General features: G+C 60.8%; 24 protein-coding genes and 2 tRNA genes. 16 read left to right on the plus strand and 10 right to left on the minus strand.

Features of this window, described 5'->3' with window-relative positions:
- Positions 1 to 4: 4 nt before the first annotated feature.
- Positions 5 to 496, plus strand: coding sequence for a WbuC family cupin fold metalloprotein (locus KP004_RS07330; protein WP_216801681.1), 492 nt, complete (start codon positions 5 to 7; stop codon positions 494 to 496).
- Here the strand turns inward: KP004_RS07330 and KP004_RS07335 are convergent.
- From KP004_RS07335 to KP004_RS07360, 6 genes are read right to left on the minus strand one after another with little or no spacing between them, the layout of a single operon-like run.
- On the minus strand, positions 493 to 1,401 hold the full coding sequence (locus KP004_RS07335) for a polysaccharide deacetylase family protein (RefSeq protein ID WP_216801682.1): 909 nt from the start codon (positions 1,399 to 1,401) through the stop codon (positions 493 to 495). The two genes, KP004_RS07330 and KP004_RS07335, sit on opposite strands and share 4 nt — an antisense overlap.
- 19 nt (positions 1,402 to 1,420) lie before the next feature.
- Entirely contained in the window at positions 1,421 to 2,332 is a 912-nt protein-coding gene (locus KP004_RS07340; RefSeq protein ID WP_216801683.1) for a formyltransferase, read from the minus strand.
- Positions 2,322 to 3,260 (minus strand): glycosyltransferase, encoded by a 939-nt coding sequence (locus KP004_RS07345; protein ID WP_216801684.1) that lies wholly within the window; start codon positions 3,258 to 3,260, stop codon positions 2,322 to 2,324. The genes KP004_RS07340 and KP004_RS07345 overlap by 11 nt, the downstream gene beginning before the upstream one ends.
- Entirely contained in the window at positions 3,257 to 4,420 is a 1,164-nt protein-coding gene (locus tag KP004_RS07350) for a DegT/DnrJ/EryC1/StrS family aminotransferase (protein ID WP_216801685.1), read from the minus strand. The genes KP004_RS07345 and KP004_RS07350 overlap by 4 nt, the downstream gene beginning before the upstream one ends.
- Positions 4,421 to 4,435: 15 nt before the next feature.
- Positions 4,436 to 5,476 carry a bifunctional UDP-4-keto-pentose/UDP-xylose synthase gene (locus KP004_RS07355; protein WP_216801686.1) on the minus strand — a complete coding sequence of 347 codons (1,041 nt, stop codon included), beginning with the start codon at positions 5,474 to 5,476 and terminating at the stop codon, positions 4,436 to 4,438.
- A 60-nt stretch (positions 5,477 to 5,536) separates the two neighbouring features.
- A complete protein-coding gene (locus KP004_RS07360) occupies positions 5,537 to 7,207 on the minus strand; it encodes a phospholipid carrier-dependent glycosyltransferase (protein WP_216801687.1) in 1,671 nt (556 codons plus the stop codon).
- A 339-nt stretch (positions 7,208 to 7,546) separates the two neighbouring features.
- Here KP004_RS07360 and KP004_RS07365 point away from each other — a divergent pair.
- From KP004_RS07365 to KP004_RS07430, 14 genes are all read left to right on the plus strand, one after another.
- A tRNA-Val gene (locus KP004_RS07365) sits at positions 7,547 to 7,621 on the plus strand.
- A gap of 470 nt (positions 7,622 to 8,091) precedes the next feature.
- Positions 8,092 to 8,622: a cob(I)yrinic acid a,c-diamide adenosyltransferase gene (gene cobO, locus KP004_RS07370; RefSeq protein ID WP_216801688.1), complete on the plus strand. Its 531-nt coding sequence runs from the start codon at positions 8,092 to 8,094 to the stop codon at positions 8,620 to 8,622.
- A gap of 35 nt (positions 8,623 to 8,657) precedes the next feature.
- Entirely contained in the window at positions 8,658 to 9,062 is a 405-nt protein-coding gene (locus KP004_RS07375) for a cobalamin B12-binding domain-containing protein (RefSeq protein ID WP_216801689.1), read from the plus strand.
- 232 nt (positions 9,063 to 9,294) lie between these two features.
- Positions 9,295 to 10,239 carry a methylmalonyl Co-A mutase-associated GTPase MeaB gene (meaB, locus tag KP004_RS07380; protein WP_216801690.1) on the plus strand — a complete coding sequence of 315 codons (945 nt, stop codon included), beginning with the start codon at positions 9,295 to 9,297 and terminating at the stop codon, positions 10,237 to 10,239.
- Between the two features lie 82 nt (positions 10,240 to 10,321).
- The gene (locus KP004_RS07385; protein WP_216801691.1) at positions 10,322 to 11,158 is read left to right on the plus strand and encodes a L,D-transpeptidase; all 837 of its coding nucleotides are present in this window, start codon (positions 10,322 to 10,324) and stop codon (positions 11,156 to 11,158) included.
- Between the two features lie 72 nt (positions 11,159 to 11,230).
- A complete protein-coding gene (locus KP004_RS07390; RefSeq protein WP_216801692.1) occupies positions 11,231 to 11,869 on the plus strand; it encodes a DedA family protein in 639 nt (212 codons plus the stop codon).
- A 418-nt stretch (positions 11,870 to 12,287) separates the two neighbouring features.
- Positions 12,288 to 13,025: an RNA methyltransferase gene (locus tag KP004_RS07395; protein ID WP_216801693.1), complete on the plus strand. Its 738-nt coding sequence runs from the start codon at positions 12,288 to 12,290 to the stop codon at positions 13,023 to 13,025.
- Between the two features lie 116 nt (positions 13,026 to 13,141).
- Positions 13,142 to 13,888, plus strand: coding sequence for a 5'/3'-nucleotidase SurE (gene surE / locus KP004_RS07400; RefSeq protein WP_216801694.1), 747 nt, complete (start codon positions 13,142 to 13,144; stop codon positions 13,886 to 13,888).
- Between the two features lie 59 nt (positions 13,889 to 13,947).
- A complete protein-coding gene (locus KP004_RS07405; protein WP_216801695.1) occupies positions 13,948 to 14,595 on the plus strand; it encodes a protein-L-isoaspartate(D-aspartate) O-methyltransferase in 648 nt (215 codons plus the stop codon).
- A gap of 42 nt (positions 14,596 to 14,637) precedes the next feature.
- Entirely contained in the window at positions 14,638 to 15,636 is a 999-nt protein-coding gene (locus KP004_RS07410) for a sigma-70 family RNA polymerase sigma factor (protein ID WP_216801696.1), read from the plus strand.
- Positions 15,637 to 15,652: 16 nt separating this feature from the next.
- Entirely contained in the window at positions 15,653 to 16,168 is a 516-nt protein-coding gene (locus KP004_RS07415; protein WP_216801697.1) for an adenine phosphoribosyltransferase, read from the plus strand.
- A 51-nt stretch (positions 16,169 to 16,219) separates the two neighbouring features.
- Positions 16,220 to 16,296 (plus strand) — tRNA-Arg (locus tag KP004_RS07420).
- Between the two features lie 95 nt (positions 16,297 to 16,391).
- Complete coding sequence (locus KP004_RS07425; RefSeq protein ID WP_216801698.1) at positions 16,392 to 16,790, plus strand: HI0074 family nucleotidyltransferase substrate-binding subunit; 399 nt, start codon at positions 16,392 to 16,394, stop codon at positions 16,788 to 16,790.
- A complete protein-coding gene (locus KP004_RS07430; RefSeq protein WP_216801699.1) occupies positions 16,772 to 17,098 on the plus strand; it encodes a nucleotidyltransferase domain-containing protein in 327 nt (108 codons plus the stop codon). The genes KP004_RS07425 and KP004_RS07430 overlap by 19 nt, the downstream gene beginning before the upstream one ends.
- Before the next feature lie 195 nt (positions 17,099 to 17,293).
- On the opposite strand, the gene ftsH is transcribed toward KP004_RS07430, so the two are convergent.
- From ftsH to KP004_RS21285, 4 genes are all read right to left on the minus strand, one after another.
- Positions 17,294 to 19,147 carry an ATP-dependent zinc metalloprotease FtsH gene (ftsH, locus tag KP004_RS07435; RefSeq protein WP_216801700.1) on the minus strand — a complete coding sequence of 618 codons (1,854 nt, stop codon included), beginning with the start codon at positions 19,145 to 19,147 and terminating at the stop codon, positions 17,294 to 17,296.
- A gap of 111 nt (positions 19,148 to 19,258) precedes the next feature.
- Positions 19,259 to 19,747, minus strand: a complete 489-nt coding sequence (locus tag KP004_RS07440) for an adenosine-specific kinase (RefSeq protein ID WP_216801701.1) — start codon at positions 19,745 to 19,747, stop codon at positions 19,259 to 19,261.
- A gap of 203 nt (positions 19,748 to 19,950) precedes the next feature.
- On the minus strand, positions 19,951 to 20,361 hold the full coding sequence (locus KP004_RS07445) for a hypothetical protein (RefSeq protein WP_216801702.1): 411 nt from the start codon (positions 20,359 to 20,361) through the stop codon (positions 19,951 to 19,953).
- 67 nt (positions 20,362 to 20,428) lie between these two features.
- Entirely contained in the window at positions 20,429 to 20,563 is a 135-nt protein-coding gene (locus KP004_RS21285) for a hypothetical protein (protein ID WP_275423153.1), read from the minus strand.
- A gap of 360 nt (positions 20,564 to 20,923) precedes the next feature.
- Here KP004_RS21285 and KP004_RS07450 point away from each other — a divergent pair, with 360 nt between their 5' ends.
- Entirely contained in the window at positions 20,924 to 22,813 is a 1,890-nt protein-coding gene (locus KP004_RS07450; RefSeq protein ID WP_216801703.1) for a UvrD-helicase domain-containing protein, read from the plus strand.
- Positions 22,814 to 23,122 lie beyond the last annotated feature (309 nt).

Here is a 23,122-nt window from a genome sequence, read left to right on the forward strand (position 1 = left end):
ATTCGTGAAAAAAATCGGTTCGGACGATCTTGCCGGCCTCAGCACCCAGGCGCAACTATCCCCGCGCCAGCGGATGAATCTCAATCTGCATTCCGATCTGGCCGACCCGGTCCAGCGCCTGGCGATAGCCATGGAGCCTGGAACCTACATCCGTCCCCACAACCATCGCCAGACCTGGGAGATTCTGATCCCGCTGCAGGGCCGTTTCGTCGTGCTGACCTTCGACGACGGCGGGGTGGTAACCGAACGCGCCGTACTGGGGGAGGGGGACTGCGCCGTGGAAATTCCTGTGGGGGGGTGGCATGCGGTGCTTTCCCTGGACGAGGGGGGCGTCATCTTCGAGGTGAAGCGCGGCCCCTACGCTCCCTTCCGGGAGGAGGACTTCGCCGCATGGTCCCCGGCTGCCGATGACGGCGCGCATGGGGAGCTCATGCGCTGGTTTCGCGATGCCGAAGTCGGGGAGCGTTGGTCCGGTTGCGGGGGAGGCTGCAGCTAGAGGGGCGGCCCCTGCAACGCCACAGGCATGGCACGGCCGGGGACGTACCCCATTGCCACCGTGCAGTCCGGGGCCCCGGCCCCGTACTCGGCGGCCGCTTCCCTGAGGGTCAGAAAGCGCACCCCGCGCCCGGTCAGGCGCGTGAGCAGGTCCTTGAAGGCGTGGACGCAGGCTTTCCCCTCGAGCTCGGCGTGGATCGTGTGCACGTTCAAACCCGAACGCAGGCGCTGCAGGTAGAGGTCGTTGACCATGGCCGCGGTGACGCCGTTCTCCCCGATCAGCTCGTCCATGGTGGGCCAGGTGGAAGGGACCTGCAGGGTCTGGGAGCGTCTGCCGTTGAAGACGGGGTAAAAAGGATACTCTCCCCTGGTGTCGCTGCAGTAGGCAAAGCCCAGCGCATCCTGGACCTCGAAGGACGCGGCGCTGACGGTCCAGCCAGGTGCGGCGCAGGTGGCGGCGGGAGAGCCGAAGATCTCCCGGAAGCCGGCGCAGGCCCGCCCCAGTTCAACTTCGACCTCCTGCCGCGAAAGCCGGTGCAGGTGGTCGTGCCACTCGACGTGATCCCAGCAGTGGATCCCTGTTTCGTGCCCCGCATCCCGCACGCTCTTGATCATCTCTCCCAGTTCCTTGCCGATCATCGGCGCGGGAAGCAGCGTCCCGTAGAGCATGGTCCTCACCCCGTACATGGACGGCGCCCTGGTGCGCAGCATCTTGGCCAGGAACCCCTTGTGGACCAGGCGGCGCACCGCCTTGCCCGAGTTGTCGGGACCCAGGGAAAAGTAGAAGGTGGCACGGATCCCGAAACTCTCGAGAAGCCTGAGCAGGTTGGGTATGCCGTCCCTGGTGCCGCAGTAGGTATCGACATCGACCTTAAGCGCTACGGTCTGTGGTTGGTAGTGGTGCATGCAGTCTCCTTGTCCGGGCTCAGGCCAAAAGCTCGCCGCGGCACGGCGTCGCTGCGACGAAGTCGGCTGCGCACAGTTCCGCAGCCCCGTCCAGCTGCAGACGCCGTAACTCCAGGAGCCCGTTGCCGGTGCCGACCAGAAGCGGCTGCGTCGATACCACGCGCCCCGGCTCCCCCGTTCCCTCCGCGGGGAACGCCTGCCAGACGAGGAGTCTGTGGCCGGCAAGGGTGGTGAAGGCGCCGGGGTAGGGGTGGGTGACGCCGCGCACCAGGTTGTAGATCTCTACCGCGCTCAGGTTCCAGTCGATGCGGCCATCCTCGGGCTTGCGCCCGCCGCAGTAGTTGCCCGCGCTCAGGTCCATCGGGACGCGCGGCGCGCTCCCCTCTACGAGCTGCGGCCAGCTGCGGCGCAGCACCGTCACCGCCGCGTCGGTCACCTTGTTGAAGACGTCCAACGCCGTGTCCTTGAAGGCGATCTCCACCCGCTGCTGGTCGACGATGTCGCCGGCGTCCGGCTTCTCCACCATGTAGTGCAGGGTGGCACCCGTGGCGGTCTCTCCCTTGATCACCGCCCAGTTGATCGGAACCCGCCCGCGATACCTGGGGAGGTAGGAGCCGTGCATGTTGAGGGCGCCGCGTCCCGCCAGGGCCAGCACCTCCGTGGTGATCATGTCGCGATAATAGAAGGAGAGCAGGAAGTCCGGGGCGAGCTCCGCGAGGAGCTCACGGTTTTGCGGCGTGTTGACGCTGCTGGTCAGGCAGGGTATGCCGTGGCGCGCCGCAAGGTCACGCACCGACTTGAACCAGATCTCCTCGGTTGGGGAGTCCTCGTGGCTGAAGACCAGGCGGACGTCCGCCCCCTGGCGCAGCAGCTCCTCGAGGCAGCGGTAGCCGACGTTATGGTAGGCGCAGACGACGACCTTATCCTTCATCGCTTCCTCCGTAGATCCTGCGTACCACGAAACGCGGCCTGCGCCGCACCTCCTGATAGATCCTCCCCACGTACTCCCCCACGATACCGATGCCGAAGATGGTGATGCCGATGAAGAAGAACAGGATGGCGAACAGGGTGAAGACCCCCTCGACCTCGGCGCCGACCAGGAAACGCCTGACGAGCAGGAACAGGGCGAAGGCGACGGCGCCAAGCGAAGTGACGATGCCGGTCAGGGCGAACAGCTGCAGCGGCACTACGGAGAAGCCGGTCATCAGGTCGAAGTTCAGGCGGATCAGCTTGTAGAAGGAGTACTTGCTCTCCCCCTCGCTGCGTTCGGCATGCGCCACCTCGATCTCGCTGGGGCTCGAGGCGAAGGTCTGGGCGAGGGCGGGGATGAAGGTGCTCGCCTCACCGCAGCGGTTGATGTTGTCCACCACGTTTCGGTGATAGGCCCGGAGCATGCAGCCGTAGTCGGTCATCTTCATGCCGGTCATCTTGCGGGTGGTGATGTTGACCAGGCGCGAGGCGCTTTTTCTGAAGATCGAGTCCTGGCGGTTGTGCCGGATCGTCCCCACCACGTCGTGGCCGTTCTCCATCTCCGCGACCAGCTTGGGGATCTCCTCGGGCGGGTTCTGCAGGTCCGCGTCCAGGGTCACCACGATGTCGCCCCGGCTGATTTCGAAGGCGGCCATGATGGCCATGTGCTGGCCGAAATTGCCGTTGAACTCGATCACCCGCACCTCGGGGTAGTCGTTCGCCAGGCGCTTCAGGATTTCCAGCGACCGGTCCCGGCTGCCGTCATCGGTGAAGATGATCTCGAAGGGGCGCCCCATCCCGGTCAGGGCCGGGTAGAGGCGCTGCATCAGGTTGTCCAGGTTCCCCTCCTCGTTGTAGACGGGAACCACGATGGAAATGTAGGGGGTCATGTACGGTTCCTTGCGATCACGTCCTTGACGGCCTCGACCACGTCGCGGGCGTCGTCCTCGGTCATTTTAGGGAACAAGGGCAGCGACAGGATGCGGTCGGAGGCATAGTCGGCGTTTTGCAACGCGTTTTCCGGCTGCGGCAGGTTGGCCTGGTACCAGGCGTGGCGGTGCACCGCCTTGTAGTGCAGACCGCTGCCGATGTTGAGCTCCTTCAGCTTCGCCATGAAACCGTCGCGGTCGATGGAGAGGCGCTCAATCTTCACCAGCGGCGTGTAGAGATGCCAGGCGTGGCGCTGCGGGTAGGGGGCGTACGCGGGGAGACACAGCTCCGCGACGTCGGCCAGTTCCCTGTTGTAGAAGTGGGCGATCTCGGTGCGCCGTTCGATGAAGCCGTCCAGCTTGGGGAGCTGGTGGATGCCGATCGCAGCCTGGATGTCCATCATGTTGTACTTGAAACCGGGGAGCACGATGTCGTAGTTGGGGGTGCCGCTGGCGGCGAAGCGCTTCCATGCCTCGCGGCTCATGCCGTGGAACTTCAAAAGCGACACCTCCTCGGCGAGCGCCTCGTCCGGGGTGCAGACCATTCCCCCTTCGCCGGTGGTGATGTTCTTGTTGGGGTGGAAGGAGAAGATGGAGACGCTGTCGAGCGAGCCGATCCTGCGCCCCTTGTACTCGGTCCCGGCGGCGTGGGCCGCGTCCTCGATCACCGTGAGGTTGAACTCGCGGGCCAGTTCGAAGATCGGGTCCATGTCGCAGGGCTGCCCGGCGAAGTGCACCGGGATGATGGCCCGGGTGCGGGGGGTGATCTTCTCGCGCACCCGGGAGACGTCCAGGTTGAGGGTCCCGGGCTCGATGTCGACTAGGACCGGCTTCAGCCCGCACAGCACGCAGATGCTCACCGTGGAGGCGAAGGTCATCGGCGTGGTGATCACTTCATCCCCTTCCTGGAACTTAAGGGCCAGAAGGGTCAGGTGCAGCCCCGCGGTCGCCGAGGAGAGGGGCACCGCGAAGGGGGCCCCCACATAGGCGCGGAACTCCTCCTCGAAGCGCTTCACCTTCGGACCGGTGGTGATCCAGCCCGACTTGAGAGAGTCGACCACCTCGTTTATTTCGGCGTCCTCGATGGTCGGTGTGGAAAAGGGTAGAAACTCGCTGCGCACGTGGCCTCCGGATGATTACAAAAGATGCTGGATGGTTTCCCGCTGCTCGATCAGGTAAAAGTCGAGGGTCTGCTTCAGGGCGTCGTCGACGGAAGTCTTCGGCTCCCAGCCCAGGTGCTTCTTTGCGTTGTCCACCGAGGGGACCCTGGTCAGCATGTCCTGGTATCCCTTACCGTAGTAATCGCCCGAGGTGACCTCGACGATGCGGCAGCTTTGTGCCTTGTCCCGGTAATCGGGATACTGTTGTACCAGTTCCAGCAGCTTGTGCGCCAGTTCTTTTACCGATAGGTCGTTGCCGGGGGTGCCGATGTTGAAGATCCGGGCGTCGGCGCAGCCATCGCGGTTTTCGATGATGCGCATCAGGCAGTCGATGCCGTCCTCGAGGAAGGTGAAGGAGCGGCGCTGCTCGCCGCCGTCCACGAGTTGGATCGGTTCTCCGGCCAGGATGTTGTAGAGGAACTGGGTCAGGACGCGCGAGCTCCCTTCCTTGGCCGTACTGATGGAGTCAAGCTTGGGGCCGATCCAGTTGAAGGGGCGGAACAGGGTGTAGTGCAGCCCTTCGTGGGCGCCGTAGGCGTAGATGACCCGGTCCAGCATCTGCTTGGCGCAGGAGTAGATCCAGCGTTCCTTGTTGATCGGGCCGAGCATGAGCGGGGAGTTCTCTTCGTCGAACTCGCGGTCGGGGCTCATGCCGTAGACCTCGGAGGTGGAGGGGAAGATGACGCGCTTGTTGTACTTCGCGCAGAGGCGGATCACCTTCAGGTTTTCCTCGAAGTCCAGTTCGAAGACGCGAAGCGGATCCTTGACGTAGGTGATGGGGGTGGCGATGGCCACCAGCGGCAGCACCACGTCGCATTTCTTGATGTTGTATTCGATCCACTCCTTGTTGATGGTGATGTCACCTTCCAGGAAGTGGAAGCGCTGGTGACCCATGGACCGCTCGAGCTTGTCGCAGGCCATGTCGAGGCCGTAGACTTCCCAGTCGGTGGTGGTCAGGATTCGATGGGTGAGGGCATTGCCGATGAAGCCGTTGACACCCAGGATCAGTACCTTCATGTAACTCTCCTTTGTTGCTGAGTACCCTCCGGCCGGTCGGTGCCGGCCGGAGTTGTATGTCTATCTGTTGGTTACCAGGTAGTGTTTCGAACTTTGCCACAGGATGCGCGGCCGGACGGCGGAGCTCGCCGAGAGCTCTGCCAGATAGCCGCGCAGTATCATGGCGTACACCGGCTTGGGGCCGTTCCAGAGCGCACGGAACCTGTCGCGGTTCAAGAACCAGGCGGACTGGTCGCCGATCTTGCTGCCGAACTCGATCTCGCCGGGGCCGTCGAAGATGACGCAGCGGCGCTCGGCGTAGTAGCCCAACCCCTGGCGCAACCCCTGGCTCGCCAGCACCGCATCCGGACCGGCCAGCTTTTTGACGATCTCCCCCGGTTCGCGGTACGACTTGCGCTCCACGAACAGCGGAAAGACGATATGGGGCGCGGTCAGAAAGAGGAGGATCGACCCGGCGAGGAGGCCGCAAAAGAGCTGCCGCGCGTCTTCACGTTTCACCGCAGCCAGCCCGACCGCTCCCTGTAAGATCAGGATCGAGCCGATCACGAGCCCCCCGACCGGTCCGACCAGCGGCCTGTGCGCAACCAGCGGGTAGAGCAGGGCGGCGCACCCCATAAGGGTCAGCAGCCAGCCGAAGGCGAGCGCGGGGCGGCGCATCGGGCGGAAGTCGCCGTTGAAGGCCCGGTCGAAGAGCGTGCCGATCAGTATGGCCAGCGCCGGGTACACCGGCAGGATGTACGCCGGCAGCTTCGAGTTCGACTTCGAGAAAAACGCGAAGATGATGATCGCCCACAGCGCGAGGTACAGGCGCGCCTCTCCCCCCGTAGCGGCCCGGTTGCGCCAGAAGTTGCGCAGCGCGCTCGGGATGAAGAATGACCAGGGGATCATGAAGCCGAACAGGATGGGGATGAAGTACCAAAACGGCTGGTAGCGCCGGTGCACCTTGGTGAGAAAGCGCTCGAAGTGTTCGTGGATGAAAAAGAACTGGAAGAACTCGGGATTGCGCTGGCACACGAGCACGAACCACGGCGCGGCGACGGCGAGAAACAGCAGCCCCCCCGGGATCAGGCGCATTTCCTTCAGGATGCGCCAGCGGCGGGTCAGCACGATGTGCCAGAATATCACCGCCCCCGGAAGCACGATGCCGATCAGTCCCTTGGCCAATACCGCGAGTGCCGCGAAGACGTAGAAGAGGTAGTAATAGCCCGCCCTGGGTTGTTGCGCGTCGCGGGCGGCGAGGATGTAGCTCCCCAGCGCCACGGTCATGGTGAAGGTAAGCGGGATGTCGGTGATGTTGATGCGCGCCTGGATCAGGAAGCCCGTACAGCCGCCCAGGATCAGGGCGGCGAGGAGTCCGGTCCGCCGGCCGAAGAGCTCCCTTCCCAGGTGATAGCTGAAGAGCACGGTGCCGAGGCCGCTCAGGGCGCAGACCAGCCGGGCCGAAAATTCGCTGATGCCGAACAGGTAGAAAGAGATGGCGTTCAGCCAGTACAACAGCACCGGCTTCTCGAAGTACTTCACGTAATTGAGCAGGGGGGTGACCAGGTCGCCGCGTTCCAGCATCTCCCTGGGGATCTCGGCGTAGCGCGCCTCGTCGGGGTCTATGAGGGGGAAGTGGCCGAGCAGTTGGAGGAACAGCAGTCCGAACAGCACGGTAAGCAGTAACAGATCCCGTCTTCGCGACTCGTGCGAGCGGGTAAGATAGTCCAGCGGATCCAGCGGAAACGGCATAAAAGAAGGCTCCCCAGGTGCTGCTTCGCTAGGTGTCAGAGGCTATGTTAACGAAACGATCCCCGATAGTAGGTCATGCTCCATTACCTGCATATGACATCAATATGACAATGTTGTCATAAAAGGAGCGGGTTGCACGTCTGTCTTGCACAGACATCCGTCTTTGGGGAATGGCTGTGTCTCAAAGGTGCAAGGGCGATATTTTTTGGGGAAGCCTGCCGTGCAATAAGTGCAGATGCGATCGAAATAGTTTCGCTGCACGGCGCAGGTCGAGTTTTATGGGACGGAAACAACCCTTGACATCGAAAAGGCCATCTGTTACATACACAGAACACTTTGGGGCGATTAGCTCAGCGGGAGAGCACTGCCTTCACACGGCAGGGGTCACTGGTTCGAACCCAGTATCGCCCACCATAGATACAGCAAAGGCCGAGTCAAGCGACTCGGCCTTTTTCTTTTCCTCCATGTCCTACTGAAGTCCCCGTTACCTTTACCAACAAACCCGCCCCCACCTCTTCCCAGTTCTAAGAGCGCCCGAGGTCCATCCCACCCACGAAGCGCCGTCCGTGCCCCACGTCCTCCCCTTGTCAAAGGGGAGACAGAGGGGATTTGTCCGTGTGAGCGCCCGAGATCCATCCCTCCACGAAGCGCCGCCCGTGCCCCACGTCCTCCCCTTGTCAAAGGGGAGACAGAGGGGATTTGCCTTCTTTCTCCGAACGCCGCCAGAAAAAGCCCTTTTCGCTAACGTCGTTTTAGATATCGGCTGTTTGGCCTTGACACTTTCCTAAGGCAGTTGCTATAGTGCTGCCTCGCCGCGCAGCTTCCGTTAGCGTCAGCGCGGACGGCCGACAGCGGCAGTAGCCACAACAGCACCGGGGGATGTTTTGAAACTGGAACGCGGTCTTATTCAGGTGTATACCGGTAACGGCAAGGGGAAGACCACCGCCTCGCTGGGGCTCGCCCTGCGTGCCGTCGGCCGCGAGCTGAAGGTCTGCATGATCCAGTTCATGAAAGGGGGAGGGCCTTACGGCGAGCAGATGGCCGCCGAGAAGCTGGCGCCTTTTCTCACCATCATCCAGACCGGACGGCCGGGATGGGTGAACAAGGACAACCCGGCCCAGGCCGACAAGGACCTTGCCGCCGAGGCGCTTGCCCTCGCTACGGAGAAGCTTTGCAGCGGCGAGTACGACCTCGTCATACTCGACGAAGCCAACGGCGCCGTTTCCATGGGGCTTCTTCCGGTTGAGCGTCTGCTGGAGCTGATGGCCGCCAAGCCGGAGCACGTGGAGCTGGTTTTGACCGGCCGCAACGCCCACGAAAAGGTCATCGAGGCGGCGGACCTGGTCACGGAGATGTGCGAGATCAAGCACTATTACAAAGCCGGTGTCGGCGCGCGCGTCGGCATTGAAAAATAGATTCCATTTCAATTTACTGATATCGGAGGTTTGCCATGGCTGAAAGAAGAATACGCGTGCTGGTGGGAAAGCCTGGTCTTGACGGCCATGACCGGGGTGCCAAGATCATTGCCCGTGCCTTTCGCGATGCGGGTTTCGAGGTAATTTACACGGGGCTGCACCAGACCCCGGAGCAGATCGTCTCCGCCGCCATCCAGGAGGACGTCGATCTCGTCGCCCTTTCCATCCTCTCCGGCGCACACAACACCCTGCTTCCGGCGGTGCGGGAGATCATGACCGAGAAGGGTGCTTCCGACATCGTTTTGATGGCTGGGGGCGTCATTCCCGAGGACGACATCCCCGGGCTGAAAGCGGCCGGCATCGCCGAAGTATTCACCCCCGGCACCTCCACCGAGACCATCGTCGGCTGGGTACGCAGCAACATCACGCCCCACGCCTAAAACTGCAACTGACGTTCAACGTTCGACGTTCAAGGTTCAACGTTAACTGCAAAACCATGACGCAATTCCGAGCGCCGCGTGTTGCCTAGAGCAGACGCGGCGCACGCCGTAGAAGTCACCAACATGCCTGACGGTGGCGATGCACCCGGTAGAAGTCACCAACATGCCTGACGGTGGCGACGCACTCACTTGAACGTTGAACGTTGAACGTTGAACCGCTTCTGGAGTTCTTATGACCCTGGCCGAACGCGTGCTCGACGGCGACATACGCGCCGCCGCGCGCCTGATGCGCGACATCGATGACCGCTTCAAAAGCGCCATCGAGGAACTGAAGACCCTCTACCCCCACACCGGCAACGCCTACATCATCGGCATCACCGGACCGCCGGGGGCGGGGAAGTCGACCCTGGTGGACCAGATCGTTGCCGCCTACCGCAAGAAAGACCTCCTGGTCGGTGTGGTCGCCATCGACCCCACCAGCCCCTTCTCCGGCGGCGCCATCCTCGGCGACCGCATCAGGATGAACCGCCACGCCGACGATGCCGGCGTCTTCATCCGCAGCCTCGCCACGCGCGGGGCCCTGGGCGGCCTCTCACGCTCGACCACCGACGTGGTCAACGTCATGGATGCCATGGGGATGGACGTCATCGTCATCGAAACGGTCGGGGTAGGGCAGGACGAGGTGGATATCGTCAGTACCGCACACACGACGGTGGTGGTCATGGTCCCGGGGCTTGGCGACGATATCCAGGCCATCAAGGCGGGTATCCTTGAAATCGGCGACGTCTTCGTGGTCAACAAGGCCGACCGCGACGGGGCCGACCGCACCGCCCGCGAACTTACCACCATGCTGGAGATGAAGCACCCGGACCCGGACGGATGGGCACCGCGCGTGCTGCAGACCGAAGGGGCGCGCGGGGTCGGCATCGCCGAACTGGTGGAGGAGTTCGACGCGCACCACACCTACCTGAGGGAGTCGGGAGCCTTGCAGCGCCTCATCGAGGAGCGCAACGTCAAGCTCTTCACCGACACCCTGAGGGAAGAGCTCTTCGAGACCGTCTTCGGCGCCATCAAGGGCAACGGCACCTACGATGAGATCCTGGCCGGCATGCGTTCCAAGAGCACGGACCCCTACAGTGCCGTCCAGGAAGTAATGGCGGGACGCGCTTTTTCTTGACCGGGCGGGGCAAAGGTGTTAATTAAGATACGAAATGGGGCGTCACGCCCCATTAGTCGTTTCTCGGTTGGGAGCTGGCAAGATGTTACGTAAGGTTTTGGTTTTTGTAGTCCTGGCGATCCTTTTTTCCATCGTGGTATATAACCCCTCCGCAACCTCCGAGCCCGGAGCGAACCCGCAGGACCCTGCCAAGGAAGACCTCTCCCGAGTAGAGTACCCAAGCCTCGCCAAGGTCCCCTGGCGCTCCCACTTCATCGAGCCGCAGGAAACCCTCGAGTCGCTCTACGGCGCCGATTGGGTCACCGTGGCCCGCTTCAACCGCATCGACCGACGCCACGTCTATCCCGGAATGACCATCAAGGTCCCCGTCGACATCGTCGCCGCCCGCAACTACACCCCCATGCCGCAGGAGTACCCCGAGGCGAAGCGCTACGGCAAGTACATCCTGATCGATATGACCGAGCAGTGGATGGGGGCCTACGAAAACGGCAAGCTGAAGTTCTCCGCCCCCGCCGCGACCGGTGCCCCCGGCCACGAAACCCCGGTCGGCGTCTTCCACATCGATGCCCGTCATCGCAACCACACCTCTTCGCTGTACAAGACCGAGGACGAGAGCGGTCAGTACCCGATGGACAACGCCATGCGTTTCCACATCGGTCCCGACAACGTCTCCTACTGGATCCATGCCCGCGACCTTCCCGGCAAGCCCGCCTCGCATGGTTGCGTGGGGCTCTACGACGAAGGGATGCAGAACAGGGTGTACGGCATCCCCGCGAAGCCGCAGCTGATCGACTCGCAGAAGTTTTACGCCTGGGCCGTGGGCGAGAACGAGTACGATGGGGACACCGGCGATCTCGAGGAGCTGGAAGGCGCCCCCGTGGTTGAAGTAAGAGGCACCAACCCCGTTTACCGCAAGTAATAACGCGCTATACTCTCCAGTTGTGCCAGTGACTGAATAAGCGGTCAATTTACTGTCACAACTGGAGCCTTCGTGCAGGAACTCTTCAAAGAATACCTGCAGGTGCATGGTTACTGGGTGCTCTTTCTAGGGACATTTCTGGAAGGGGAAGCCATCCTCATCTTTGCAGGCTTTCTCGCCTTCCAGGGATACCTCGACATCTACCTGGTCATGTTGTCCGCCTTGGTCGGTTCCTTCCTGGGAGACCAGTTCTACTTCCATGTCGGTCGAACCAACGGTCCGCAGTTGTTGCGTCTCTTCACCAGCTTTGCCCGAAAGTTCAGGAAAGCCTTGCGGCTCATCGAGCGTTACGGGACCTTCGTCGCCTTCGTTTCCCGGTACACCTACGGCTTTCGTATAGTGTTGCCGGTCATCCTGGGCATGACCACCTTTGCGTCGCGCCGCTTTCTCTATCTGAACTTTCTCTCCGCCCTAACCTGGTCGATACTATTTTCCCTGGCCGGCTATCTCTTCGGCAAGGCCGCCTCCCTTTTCATAGAAGACCTGCAGAGTTACGAGCCCTATCTGATGTTGGTTCTGGCGGGGATCATCGCCTGTCTGTGGTCCAGCCATTTCGTCGTGCACCGGTGGCGCAAGCGGCACGCGCGAGCCAGGCTCAAGCGCATCAAGTCCCGGCCCCGCCGTCCCAAGATCAATCATAACCACCGTTAGCCGGCAAATAAGGGGACTGGCTCCGCCAGGTGCCAGTCCCCTTATTCACTGCAAAAGCAATTACGCAAAGACACGAAGTAGTCGCCAAGCACGCCAAGGATAAGCTTTTTGGGTTTCCCCCAAAGCCCCTCTTCGCGTCCTTCGCGGATTCCCTGCGTTCTTTGCGTAACTGCTTTTCAGCCTGGTTAGCCAAAAGCAGTTACGCAAAGACACGAAGTAGTCGCGAAGCGCGCCAAGGAAAAGCTTTTAGGTTTACCACCCCAAAGCCCCTCTTCGCGTCCTTCGCGGAATCCGTGTTCTTTGCGTAACTGCTTTTCAGCCTCGTTTCTCCGTTGTCAATTGCCTTAGCTTATGGTCTAATGCCGCCCGCGGCGGAATCCGGCCGCATATTCCGCCGTAACCAACGAAGGACTTTTGCATGGATTTGAAGGAAAGAGTTTCCATAGTGTTGGTCGGGACCCAAAGCCCCGGCAACATAGGCATGGTCTGCCGTGCCATGAAGAACATGGGCCTGCGCGACCTGCGCCTGGTCAACCCCTGCCAGGTGGACCACCTGGACGCGATCAAATTTGCCGTCTCCGCGCGCGACCTTCTGGAGAGCGCACGCATCTTCACCTCGCTCGAGGACGCCATCGCCGACAGCGAGTACTCGGTGGCGACCACGCGGCGCCACGGCAAGTACCGCGCCGAGATCTCCACCCCTCCCCAGATCGTGGAGCGCTTCGCCGGATGCGCGCCCACCAGCCGCCTGGCCCTCGTCTTCGGCCGTGAGGACAGCGGGCTCACCACCGACGAGGTTGCCCTGTGCCGCTGGCAGTCCACCATCGAGACCGCCGACGAGTTCGGCTCGCTCAACCTGTCCCAGGCGGTGCTCATCTTCTGCTACGAGTTCCTGAAAGGCGCCGCACCCGCGCCGGTCAAGGCCGCGCGCGAACTGGCCGGGTCGGCCTCTCTCGAACCGATGTACACCCACATGGAAAAGACCTTCCTGAGGATCGGCTACCTGAACCCGCAAAACCCCGACCACATGATGCGCACCATGCGGCGCATCTTCTCCCGCGCCGAGCTGGACGAGCGCGAGGTGGCTTCCCTGCGCGGCCTGCTCTCCCAGATCGACTGGGCCTGCGCCGAGTTCAAGGGGAAGAAGGGCGCCTGATTCGCATCAACGTTAAAATATGTTAAAGTTTGTCGCCGCGCCGCCGAATCGGATGGGGTAGGTGGGGGCGCTGCATCCGGACCTGTTCTGCTGCACTTGACTGTGAGGGACCTACTGTGAAAGTTCTCCTTACCAACGATGACGGTGTGCACTCCCCCGGCCTCGCTGCCCTGATCGCGAGGGTGTCCGAGGTGGCTGAGGTGGTCGTGGTGGCGCCGGACCGCGAGCAGAGCGCGGTTTCCCACGCGCTGACGCTGCACCACCCTTTGCGGGCCGCGCGCATCGCCGACAACATCTACTCCGTCGAGGGGACGCCCACCGACTGCGTCAACCTCGGCATCCACAGCCTCCTTTCCTTTCGTCCCGACCTGGTCATCTCCGGGGTGAACCGCGGCGCCAATCTGGGCGACGACGTCACCTATTCCGGCACGGTCGCGGCCGCCCTGGAAGCGACCCTGATGGGGATCCCGGCCATCGCCGTTTCGCTGGTCACCCGCAGCGCGGGCGACAACTTCGATGCAGCCGCGGCCTTCGCCGCCGCCCTGGCGCAAACGGTCCACCACCGGGGACTCCCCCGCGACACCTATCTGAACGTCAACGTGCCGGACCTCCCGGCCGACAGACTCCTCCCGGCGCAGATCACCCGCCAGGGGAAGCGGAGCTACGAAGGGACCATCGTGGACAAGGTCGATCCGCGCGGCCGGAACTACTACTGGATCGGCACCGTCGATCTCAGTTTCCAGGACGTGCCCGGCACCGATTTTCACGCCGTTTCGCGCGGTCACGTCTCCATTTCGCCGCTGCACATCGACCTTACCAACCACGCCGCCATCCGCGATCTGCAGGGCTGGGAACTGCCGTGATGCTGGACTTTTAGCACGTCATTTGTTATATTTCCCCGCTGCCAAAGATCGGGGGGGGAATGAATTCAGCTGTAGCACGCAAGAGGATGGTCGCCGAACTGGTGAAACGCGGCATCACGGACCAGCGGGTGATCAACACCATGCTGGAGTTGCCCAGACACATATTCGTCGAAGAGGCGATGGCCGCCCAGGCCTACAGCGACGGTTCACTCCCCATCGGAGAGAAACAGACCATCTCGCAGCCCTACATCGTGGCGCGCATGACCGAACTACTCGCCCTTACCGGGCGCGAGAAGGTGCTTGAGCTCGGCACCGGCTCCGGTTACCAGGCCGCCGTCTTGGCCACCCTGGCCGACCGGGTCTGCACGGTGGAGAGGATCCGCCCGCTGGCCATGAAGGCGCGCAAGGCGCTGGACAGCCTGAGGCTTTTGAACGTGAACCTGAAGATAGGCGACGGCACCGAGGGATGGCCCGAGGAGGCTCCCTTTGACGCCATCCTGGTCACCGCCGGGGCGCCTTCCCTGCCCGAGTGCCTGGTGCAGCAGCTCGCCCCGGGGGGACGGCTGGTCATCCCGGTCGGGGACCGCGTGGACCAGAGACTGCTGGTGATACGGAAGGGGGCGGACGGCAGCGTGACCCGCGAAGAAGCGGACGACTGCCGCTTCGTGAGACTGATCGGCAAAAACGGCTGGAACGACGAGCAATAGCAGAGGCTGCGGCAACCATCAAAGCTGCCAAAGGAGTCTGGTATGGAAAACGACGAGCTTTTGGAGGAGAAGGACCCTCTCTTTCTTGACGGCGAACATGACCCTGATCCGGACTCACTCGAACTCGAAGAGGTGGAGGAGGTCGAGGAGGACGAGCACGCCGAGGTCGAGGAAGAAGAGATCAAGGTGGCCGTCGTTGAGCACTTCGACGATGCCATCAAGCTGTACCTGCGCGAGATCCAGAAGACCAAGCTTCTGACCGCCGACGAGGAGAAGGAGCTCGCCGCGCGCATCGACCAGGGCGACAAGGCGGCGCGCGATCGGATGATCGTCTCCAACCTGCGCCTGGTGGTGAAGATCGCCAAGCGCTACATAAACCGCGGCCTTCCCTTCCTGGACCTGATCGAAGAGGGGAACATGGGGCTCATCAAGGCGGTGGAACGCTTCAAGCTCTCCAAGGAGTGCCGTTTCTCCACCTACGCCACCTGGTGGATCCGGCAATCCATCGAGCGTGCCCTGGTGAACCAGTCGCGCACCATCCGTCTGCCGGTGCACGTCTCCGACGACATCAACAAGATGCTCAGGGTGACCCGCGAGCTGGTGCAGAAGATGAACCGGGAGCCGACCGTGAAGGAAGTCGCCGACGCGCTCGAGGTGAACGTCACCTACGTGCGCCGGCTCATGGTGCTCCTGAAAAAGACCTATTCCATCGAGCGCCCCATGGGGGAGAACAACGACTACTTCCTGATCGACACCATCGAGGACACCTCGACCGTGTCGCCGGCGGTGCTGCTCGAGGACCTGAACAAGTACGAACTGGTCTCTGAGTGGTTCGAGACCCTCTCCGACGCCGAGAAGAAGATCCTGACCCTTCGTTTCGGCCTGGACGACAAGGACCCGCAGACGCTGGACACCATCGGGCGCAGTTTCGGCGTGACCCGAGAGCGCATCCGGCAGATCGAAGCCAAATCACTTGAGAAACTGAGAAAGATCGTCGAAGCCACCGACATAATGGGGCGCGGCACAACTACTGCGAAATAAGGAGCGGCTTTTGGACATGGAAGATCTTAAAAGCATCATCAGGAACATCCCGGATTTCCCCAAGAAGGGGATTCTCTTCAAAGATATCACCACGCTTTTAGGGGACGCCAAATCGTTTCAGCGCATGGTAGATCTGTTGTCCCACCGTTACGTGGGGCAGAAGATCGACAAGGTAGTGGGAGTCGAGGCCCGTGGTTTCATCATCGGTGCGGCTCTCGCTTACAAACTGGGGGCAGGCATCGTCCTGGTGAGAAAGCCGGGCAAGCTTCCCTCCACCACCTTCAAGAAGACCTACGATCTCGAGTACGGCACCGACACCCTCGAGATTCACACCGACGCCTTCAACAAAGGTGATCGCGTGCTGATCGCCGACGATCTGTTGGCGACCGGCGGCACCATGGCAGCCGTGGTCGACATGATCAACAGCATGGACGTCGAGCTGGTCGAGTGCTGCTTCATGGCCGAGCTAGAGTTCCTGGAAGGGGCCAAGAAGCTTCCCGAAGGGAAAGTGTTCTCGCTGCTGAAGTTTTAATAAAACCTCTTGCCAAAAGTGTGACGGTATTGTATAAAGTCCGTCTGACTTGTCCCCGTAGCTCAGCAGGATAGAGCACTTCCCTCCTAAGGAAGGGGTCGGACGTTCGAATCGTCTCGGGGACGCCACAAAAATTAAATGGGTTACGGCAACATTGCTGTAGCCCATTTTTTTTGATACCTATCATCCAACGATCATCACCGTCAGTTATATGGAGTTGGTAATGGATTCTGAACGCCTGGAAGAACGGGTATCGGACTACCTCAAAGCTCTGGCGCAGTTGGAGAAAGCCGGCAGTCAACCGAAGGATGAATTCCTTAGGGACTCTGTTATTCAGCGTTTCGAGTTTACCCATGAACTCGCCTGGAAAATGCTGAAGCTGCGTCTTGAGCAAGAGGATGTTTTCGCCAGGACGCCTCGCGAGACGTTGCAGTCTTCACTGGAGGCAGGTTTTATTGAGGACGGCAATGCCTGGAGCGATTTGCAGAAGATGCGAAATCTGACCAGCCATACCTACAACGAGGAACTGGCTGAAGAGGTCTACTCATTCGTGGTGACGCAGGGTATGGTCCTTTTCCGGCAGCTTGCGCAAAAGGCGGTGTCATGGCAGACGACGATCTGATTTACGGTCTGGCGCGTCGGCACTATCTGGGGCTTGTTGGCGTTTTCAGCAAATTTTCCCATATAGAGAAGGTAATGATATTCGGTTCACGCGCCAAGGGGACAGAAAAACCGTATTCCGACATTGACCTCGCCGTGATCGCACCTAAGATGGAGAACGCTGAATTTTCCCGCCTGCTGGACGAATTGGATGCGTTGGATCTTGTCTTTAAACTCGACGTGCTGCATTTCGATACTCTGCGGCAGCCGAAGTTAAGGAAAACGATTGAGCTGTATGGCAAGCAGTTTTACCCACTGCACGAGACATAGAACATTGATGATAGCAATTGTTGCCTGCGTTCCTCCTCAAAAGGGGCTACGAGCTAATGCGACTCAGTGACTTTCTCAAAAAACTTCCCCACGTGAAGCCGCTCCTTGTGGAGATATGGGGTGGCCTACCCCCTTTATGAAAACTAGAGGCCTAGGTGCCGAAGTGGGTTAAAATTGGATCTCGACATCTCTAAACTACGCACCTTGAAGCGGCGGGGAACCCCGCAGTATCCGCTCCACATCCTCCCTTTCGAGCACTTCTTCCTGCAGTAACGCCCCTGCCAGGGCGTCGAGAGTATCCCTCCTGTCCTTTAGTATCCCGGCCGCAGTTGCCTCCGCCTCCCTTATGATCTGCTGGATCTCCTGGTCCATGACCCAGGCCATTTCCTCGCTGTAGCGTTTGGGGAGGGACAGTTCCCTGCCGAGGAAGGGATGTTCTTCGCCGCGGCCGAGGTTCATCGGGCCGACCTTGTCACTCATCCCCCACTGCGCGACCATCTTCTCAGCCAGCGCTGTAGCGTCTTTGAGGTCGTTCTGCGCTCCGCTGCTGAACTCGGCGTACACCATCTTCTCCGCGACCCTCCCCGCAAGGCTGATGCTCAGCCGGTTCATCAGGTAGGAGCGGGGATAGTAGTGGCGATCTTCCCCCGGTAAGAGCTGCGTCACCCCCATCGCCATGCCACGGGGGATGATGCTGACTTTGTAGATCGGATCTGCGCCCGGCAGTTGCCAGGCGACGAGGGTGTGGCCGGCTTCATGGTAGGCGGTGATCCGCTTTTCCTCGTCACTGATGGTCAGCTCCTTGACCGACCCCATCAGGATGATGTCCTTGGCCTCGCTGAAATCATGCGCGTCCACCAGCTCCTTACCCTGCCTCAAGGCCACCAGCGCCGCTTCGTTGGCAAGGTTCTCCAGGTCCGCGCCGGTCATCCCCGGTGTCCCCTTGGCCAGAGTTTCCAGATCCACATCCGCCGACAGCTTCTTGCCGCGTACATGGATCTCGAGGATCGCCTTGCGTTCCTTCCAGCCGGGCCGGTCGATAACGATGTGGCGGTCGAACCTCCCCGGTCTGAGCAGCGCAGGGTCCAGCACGTCGGGCCGGTTGGTCGCAGCCATGACGATAACCTCCTCGTGGGGGTCGAAGCCGTCCATTTCGCTCAGCAGCTGGTTCAGGGTCTGCTCCCGCTCGTCATGCCCGCCGCCGAGCCCCGTGCCCCGGGTCCGGCCGACGGCGTCGATCTCATCGATGAAAATGATGCTGGGATGGGTGCTTTTGGCCTTCTTGAACATATCCCGCACGCGTGAGGCGCCAACCCCCACGAACATCTCGACAAACTCGGAGGCGCTGATGTTGTAAAAGGGGACGGCGGCCTCACCTGCTGTAGCACGTGCAATAAGGGTCTTGCCGGTTCCCGGCGGGCCGACCAACAGCACTCCCTTGGGAACCTTCGCCCCGATCCTTTCAAATCGGGATGGGTCCGTCAGGAACTCGATGGTTTCCTTGAGTTCCAGCTTGACGTTGTCCATGCCGGCAACGTCGTTGAAGGTCACGCTCGGCTTGCTGACGTCATAGAGCCTGGCCTTGCTGGCGCCGAAGGTAAAGAGCCCCCCCGGGCCGCCCTGTATCTGCTGGTTCCTTTTCAGGATCACGACCCAGACACCGATAATGAGCAGCCAGGGGAGCAATGCAAGCACTGTCTGCCACAGCGCCCCACGTTCGGCGGATTCGATGGTGATGGTTACCTTTTTATCCTGCAACTGGGCAAGCAACCCCTCCCCCTGGAAAGGGGGAAGTACGGTCCGGAAATATTTCACCGGCGCGGGTTTCCCTCCTTCCTGCAGCAGCAGGCTTGTCTCATTGCGCAATTCACCGTTTAATGCTTCCTTCCTGATGACCACCGATTTGATATTGCCCGCGGTAAGCTGCTCCACGAACTGGCTGTAATTGATCGTATGACGCAAGGGTTCATTGAGATTGACCGTGCTGTTCCATAACGACAATAGCAGGACCAGGAGCAGGAACGGTGCCACCTTCCAGAAATTCGGCATTTCGGGGGGGGAGCCTTGCTTAGTGTCATTCATGATCCACCCATGTCTGATATGCATCCTTGGGATGCTGACCCGTCAGATTGTCAGTTTCCCGCCACACAGCCGAATTTCTCAGCGCTTGTAACCGATACGACGCAGCAGGTCGCGCCGTTCCTGCCGGTCTTCGTCCGTTTCCACCCCTTTGGGCGGCAGCCCGTCGATGACCCCGAGAACCCCCCACCCCTGGAGCGTTGAGGCGACGATAACCTGGAGCGGATTTGCCGTGGCACAGTAGATCCGGCACACCTCCGGGCAGTTCTTGATCTGGTTGAGCACGTTTATGGGGTAGGCGTCGCGCAGCAGGACACAGAAAACATGGCCGGCACCGATGGAATTGAGCACCTGCACACATCCCTGGACCAGTTCCACGTCGTTCCCCTCGGTCCTGATCAGGCACGGGCCGGATGCCTCGGTAAAGGCGACTCCGAAGCGGGCCTGCGGTACTGTAGTGGCAATGATTTCGTACAGGTCCTCGGCCGTCTTGATGAAGTGCGTTTGGCCCAGGATGATGTTGCATCCATCGGGGTACTCGATTTTTATGTCGTGTATTTCCACGTTCATACGTTCCTCCCTTGGTTATCAAGATGTCCGGTGACCGTTTCAGCGCAGACCGGTTCCTGTATTGTGCCGTGTCGTTTCAGATGCCGAGGCCCGCTATGGTTGCGCCGCATGCGGGACAGACCCCGTTGTGAATCCTGTTGCTGTCGATTGGCGTTTCATGTGCCAACTCCCCGGTTCTGAGCGCTTCGTGCCTTCACCTCTATCTAGTGAATTTGGATCCGGCTGACGTCTGGCGCGGAGATCTGGTAGGCTCCGTCTCCAGTGTCTCCGTGGAAGACGGCACCCGTGCGTACAGTCAGTTGAAGGCGACGACCGGATTTAAGCAACAGATCGGCCGGCACCGTATCGCCACTGACAGGGCCAAAGCCGATTTCTTTCAGGTCATGAAAGAAGACGCTTATGTCTCCCGCCCCTCTTTTCCCCTCGAGGAAAACCTTGCCGTTCATGGAAAACCTGGTCAATTCGATTTTCATTCCGGAGCGGTCGGTAAGTTGCACCTTGATATTCTCATCCGTTTTGGGTACCTCTCCCTCCGGTGCGCCTCCCAGGCTACCCATGCCCATCAACACTGCGGTTGTTAAAAGGACCAGCGCGGCTGTCATAAGGTTTCTCATACCGTCTCTCCTTTCCAACGTATAATTTGATGCAGCAGCACCGGCCGGTGCCAGGTAAAAGGCTCTCTCACACGACATCCGACAGTGCTTGTGTGTCGGCAAGCACGGTGATCGTCGAATGCCGACAAAGGATGCGGTTGGGCTCCGCAAATAGAGGGGTGCAATACAATACGAGGGCAACCAGCAGCAACCTGGTCTTCATTTCCCCTCCGTCAGGAACATCTCTACGCGGGAAATGCCCGGCTGTGACAGTGTCTTGACTGCACTGACAGTATATCACTTTGCGATGGCCGGGTGTCGTGAGCGACAAGGGGGGAGATACGTGATACCGATATGCCTTGAGCGGTATCGGACATGCCCGGCTTTCGGCTGGGGGGGGGGATGATCGCGGCGCAGACACTGGCGGCACGCTGGAAGAAAGTGCTTGAAACATTGCATGGATCTGGGTATATCTAGACCGGGTTGAGCGTTGCGGGACGGACGGCTCGGCACATCTATTAGGTACGTGGCACTTACGGGGGTTCCTGTGGGTGCTTTTTTATGTTCTGGCTGTGGGGAGTTGATGGAAATCGTACAACAGGAAATCGAGCGGCTGGACCGCGTGCATGAGGCGATCGAGCGTTACGCGGTCGACCGCCTGCAGACCATCGGGAGGCATGAGGCCTACACGAAGGAACTGGAACAACAGCGATTAAACTCCGTTGACTGGCGCGAGAAGAACGATCTGGCGGAGAAATTGATCGAGCACGGACACCACTCTCCACGCAAATACCTGCACGAATTCTCTCAGCAGGCCTCTCCTTACTTCGGCATTCTCGGCATCCACGACAACGACCGCAGGATCGGCAAGAAGGAATACCTGATCGGCAACCAGACGCTCATGGACGGACAGCGGGTCGTCGTCATCGACTGGAGAAAGGCGGAGATCACCGGCCCCTTCTACGATGGGTACGACATCGGTGAGGAATATGAACTGACCATCAGAGGGGTCGAGCGCGAAGGGGTGATCACGCGCCGGGACAAGGTGACCATCACCAGGAAGGCCCTGAACCGCATCGAGACTCCTTCGGAAACGTACGAGCTGCGCGGCGGTGCCTGGCACAAGAACGGCGGGGCCGGCGAGTCGACCGCCGACACCAAGGAGCGGACCGAGGACCACCGCATGGTGGATTCCATCGCGGCGCTGATCTCGCCGGAACAGTTCCGGGCCATCACCAAGCTCAGGGACGGAGTGGTCGTCATCAACGGGGCGGCCGGTGCGGGCAAGACCACCGTCGCCCTGCACCGGCTCTCGTTCCTCATGTTCGACGCACCTGAGAAGTACCGCCCGGAGCGGTGCATCGTGCTCATGTTCAACAGGGTCCTGCGGGACTACGTCAAGCAGAGCAGCGATACCCTCCTTGGGCCGGTCCGGGTCGATACCTACAGCGCCTGGTCCTTGACGGCGCTCGCCGCCCTCGGGGTCCATTCGCTGAAGACGGTCTTCGACGATCCCTTCGGCGCGCAGAAGAAAAGCAGCCGCGTCCCCGCGCTTTTGGCGAAATACGTGAAGGAGACCACGAAGATCGAGCCGGTCACCGACCTGTGGCGCTTCCTCATGCAGGATTACGTCGTCGCCGCACTCTGCACCGACTTCGCTGCAGAGTTCCAACAGACGGCCCAGAGGAAGTTCGCAGCCAAGGAGCGGACGGTCTCGTTCTCCGATGTAAGCATCCTGCTCCGCCTGGCGCAACTGCGGCGCCCGGCAGGTGCCGTGGTGCTTGGGGCGCTCAATGCCTACGACCATATCGTGGTCGATGAAGCGCAGGATCTCTCCTCGCTGGAGCTTCGTACCATAGTCGCCGCCACCTCCGCCGCGCGCAGCCTCACCATCTGCGCCGACGAAAAGCAGCAGATCCTCAGCTTCCTCGACTCGCAAGGATTCTCCAGCGTCATGGCACAGCTCCATTCCCAGGGACTGGAAAAGGAGAACCTGACGGTCTCGTACCGCTGCCCCAAGGAGATCGTCGATCTCGCCGCGCAGGTGAGCGGGCGCAGCGCCGACACCACCAAGGCCCATTCCGGCGTGGTCGACTTCCACGCTACCAGGAATGCGGCAGAGTCCATGACGAAGATCCGGGAGCTCGTCGAGGCGTTGGTGCAGGCAGGACCCACCTCGCTTACCGGCGTCATCTGCAAGAAGAAAGCTGACGTCAAAGCGCTGCACGCTGCGCTTGCTGGTATACCCGGTCTGCACGCGGAGGGTGAGGTATCCTTTTCGCCCGGCGTGCAGGTCATTCATGCGCACGCCATCAAGGGGGTGGAGTTCACCAACGTCATCCTCTACAACCCCAGTTCCTACGATTACCGCCAGACCGACCCCGACAGAAACCTCCTCTACGTCGCGATCACCCGTGCCTGTAAGGCCCTCCACATCGTTCACCACCAGCCGCTGGCCCAGGGGCTGCGGTAAGGGGCTTCTGTGGCATGTCCTTAGCTCCCAAGGGCACACCCTTTGGAGCCAAGCGGTATGCCATCAGTCCCTAAGGGCATACCCTTTGGAGCCAAGTGGTATGCCATCAGTCCCTAAGGGCATACCGTTTGGAGTGAAGTGGTATGCCATCAGCGCTTAAGGGCATACCCTTTGGAGCCAAGTGGTATGCCACTAAGCACCTAAGGGCACACCCTTTGGATCCAAGTGGTATGCCGTCAGCCGCTAAGGGCATACCCTTTGGAGCCAAGTGGTATGCCACTAAGCACCTAATGGCATACCCTTTGGAGC

This window comes from Geomonas oryzisoli (assembly GCF_018986915.1).
Classification (GTDB): Bacteria; Desulfobacterota; Desulfuromonadia; order Geobacterales; family Geobacteraceae; genus Geomonas; species Geomonas oryzisoli.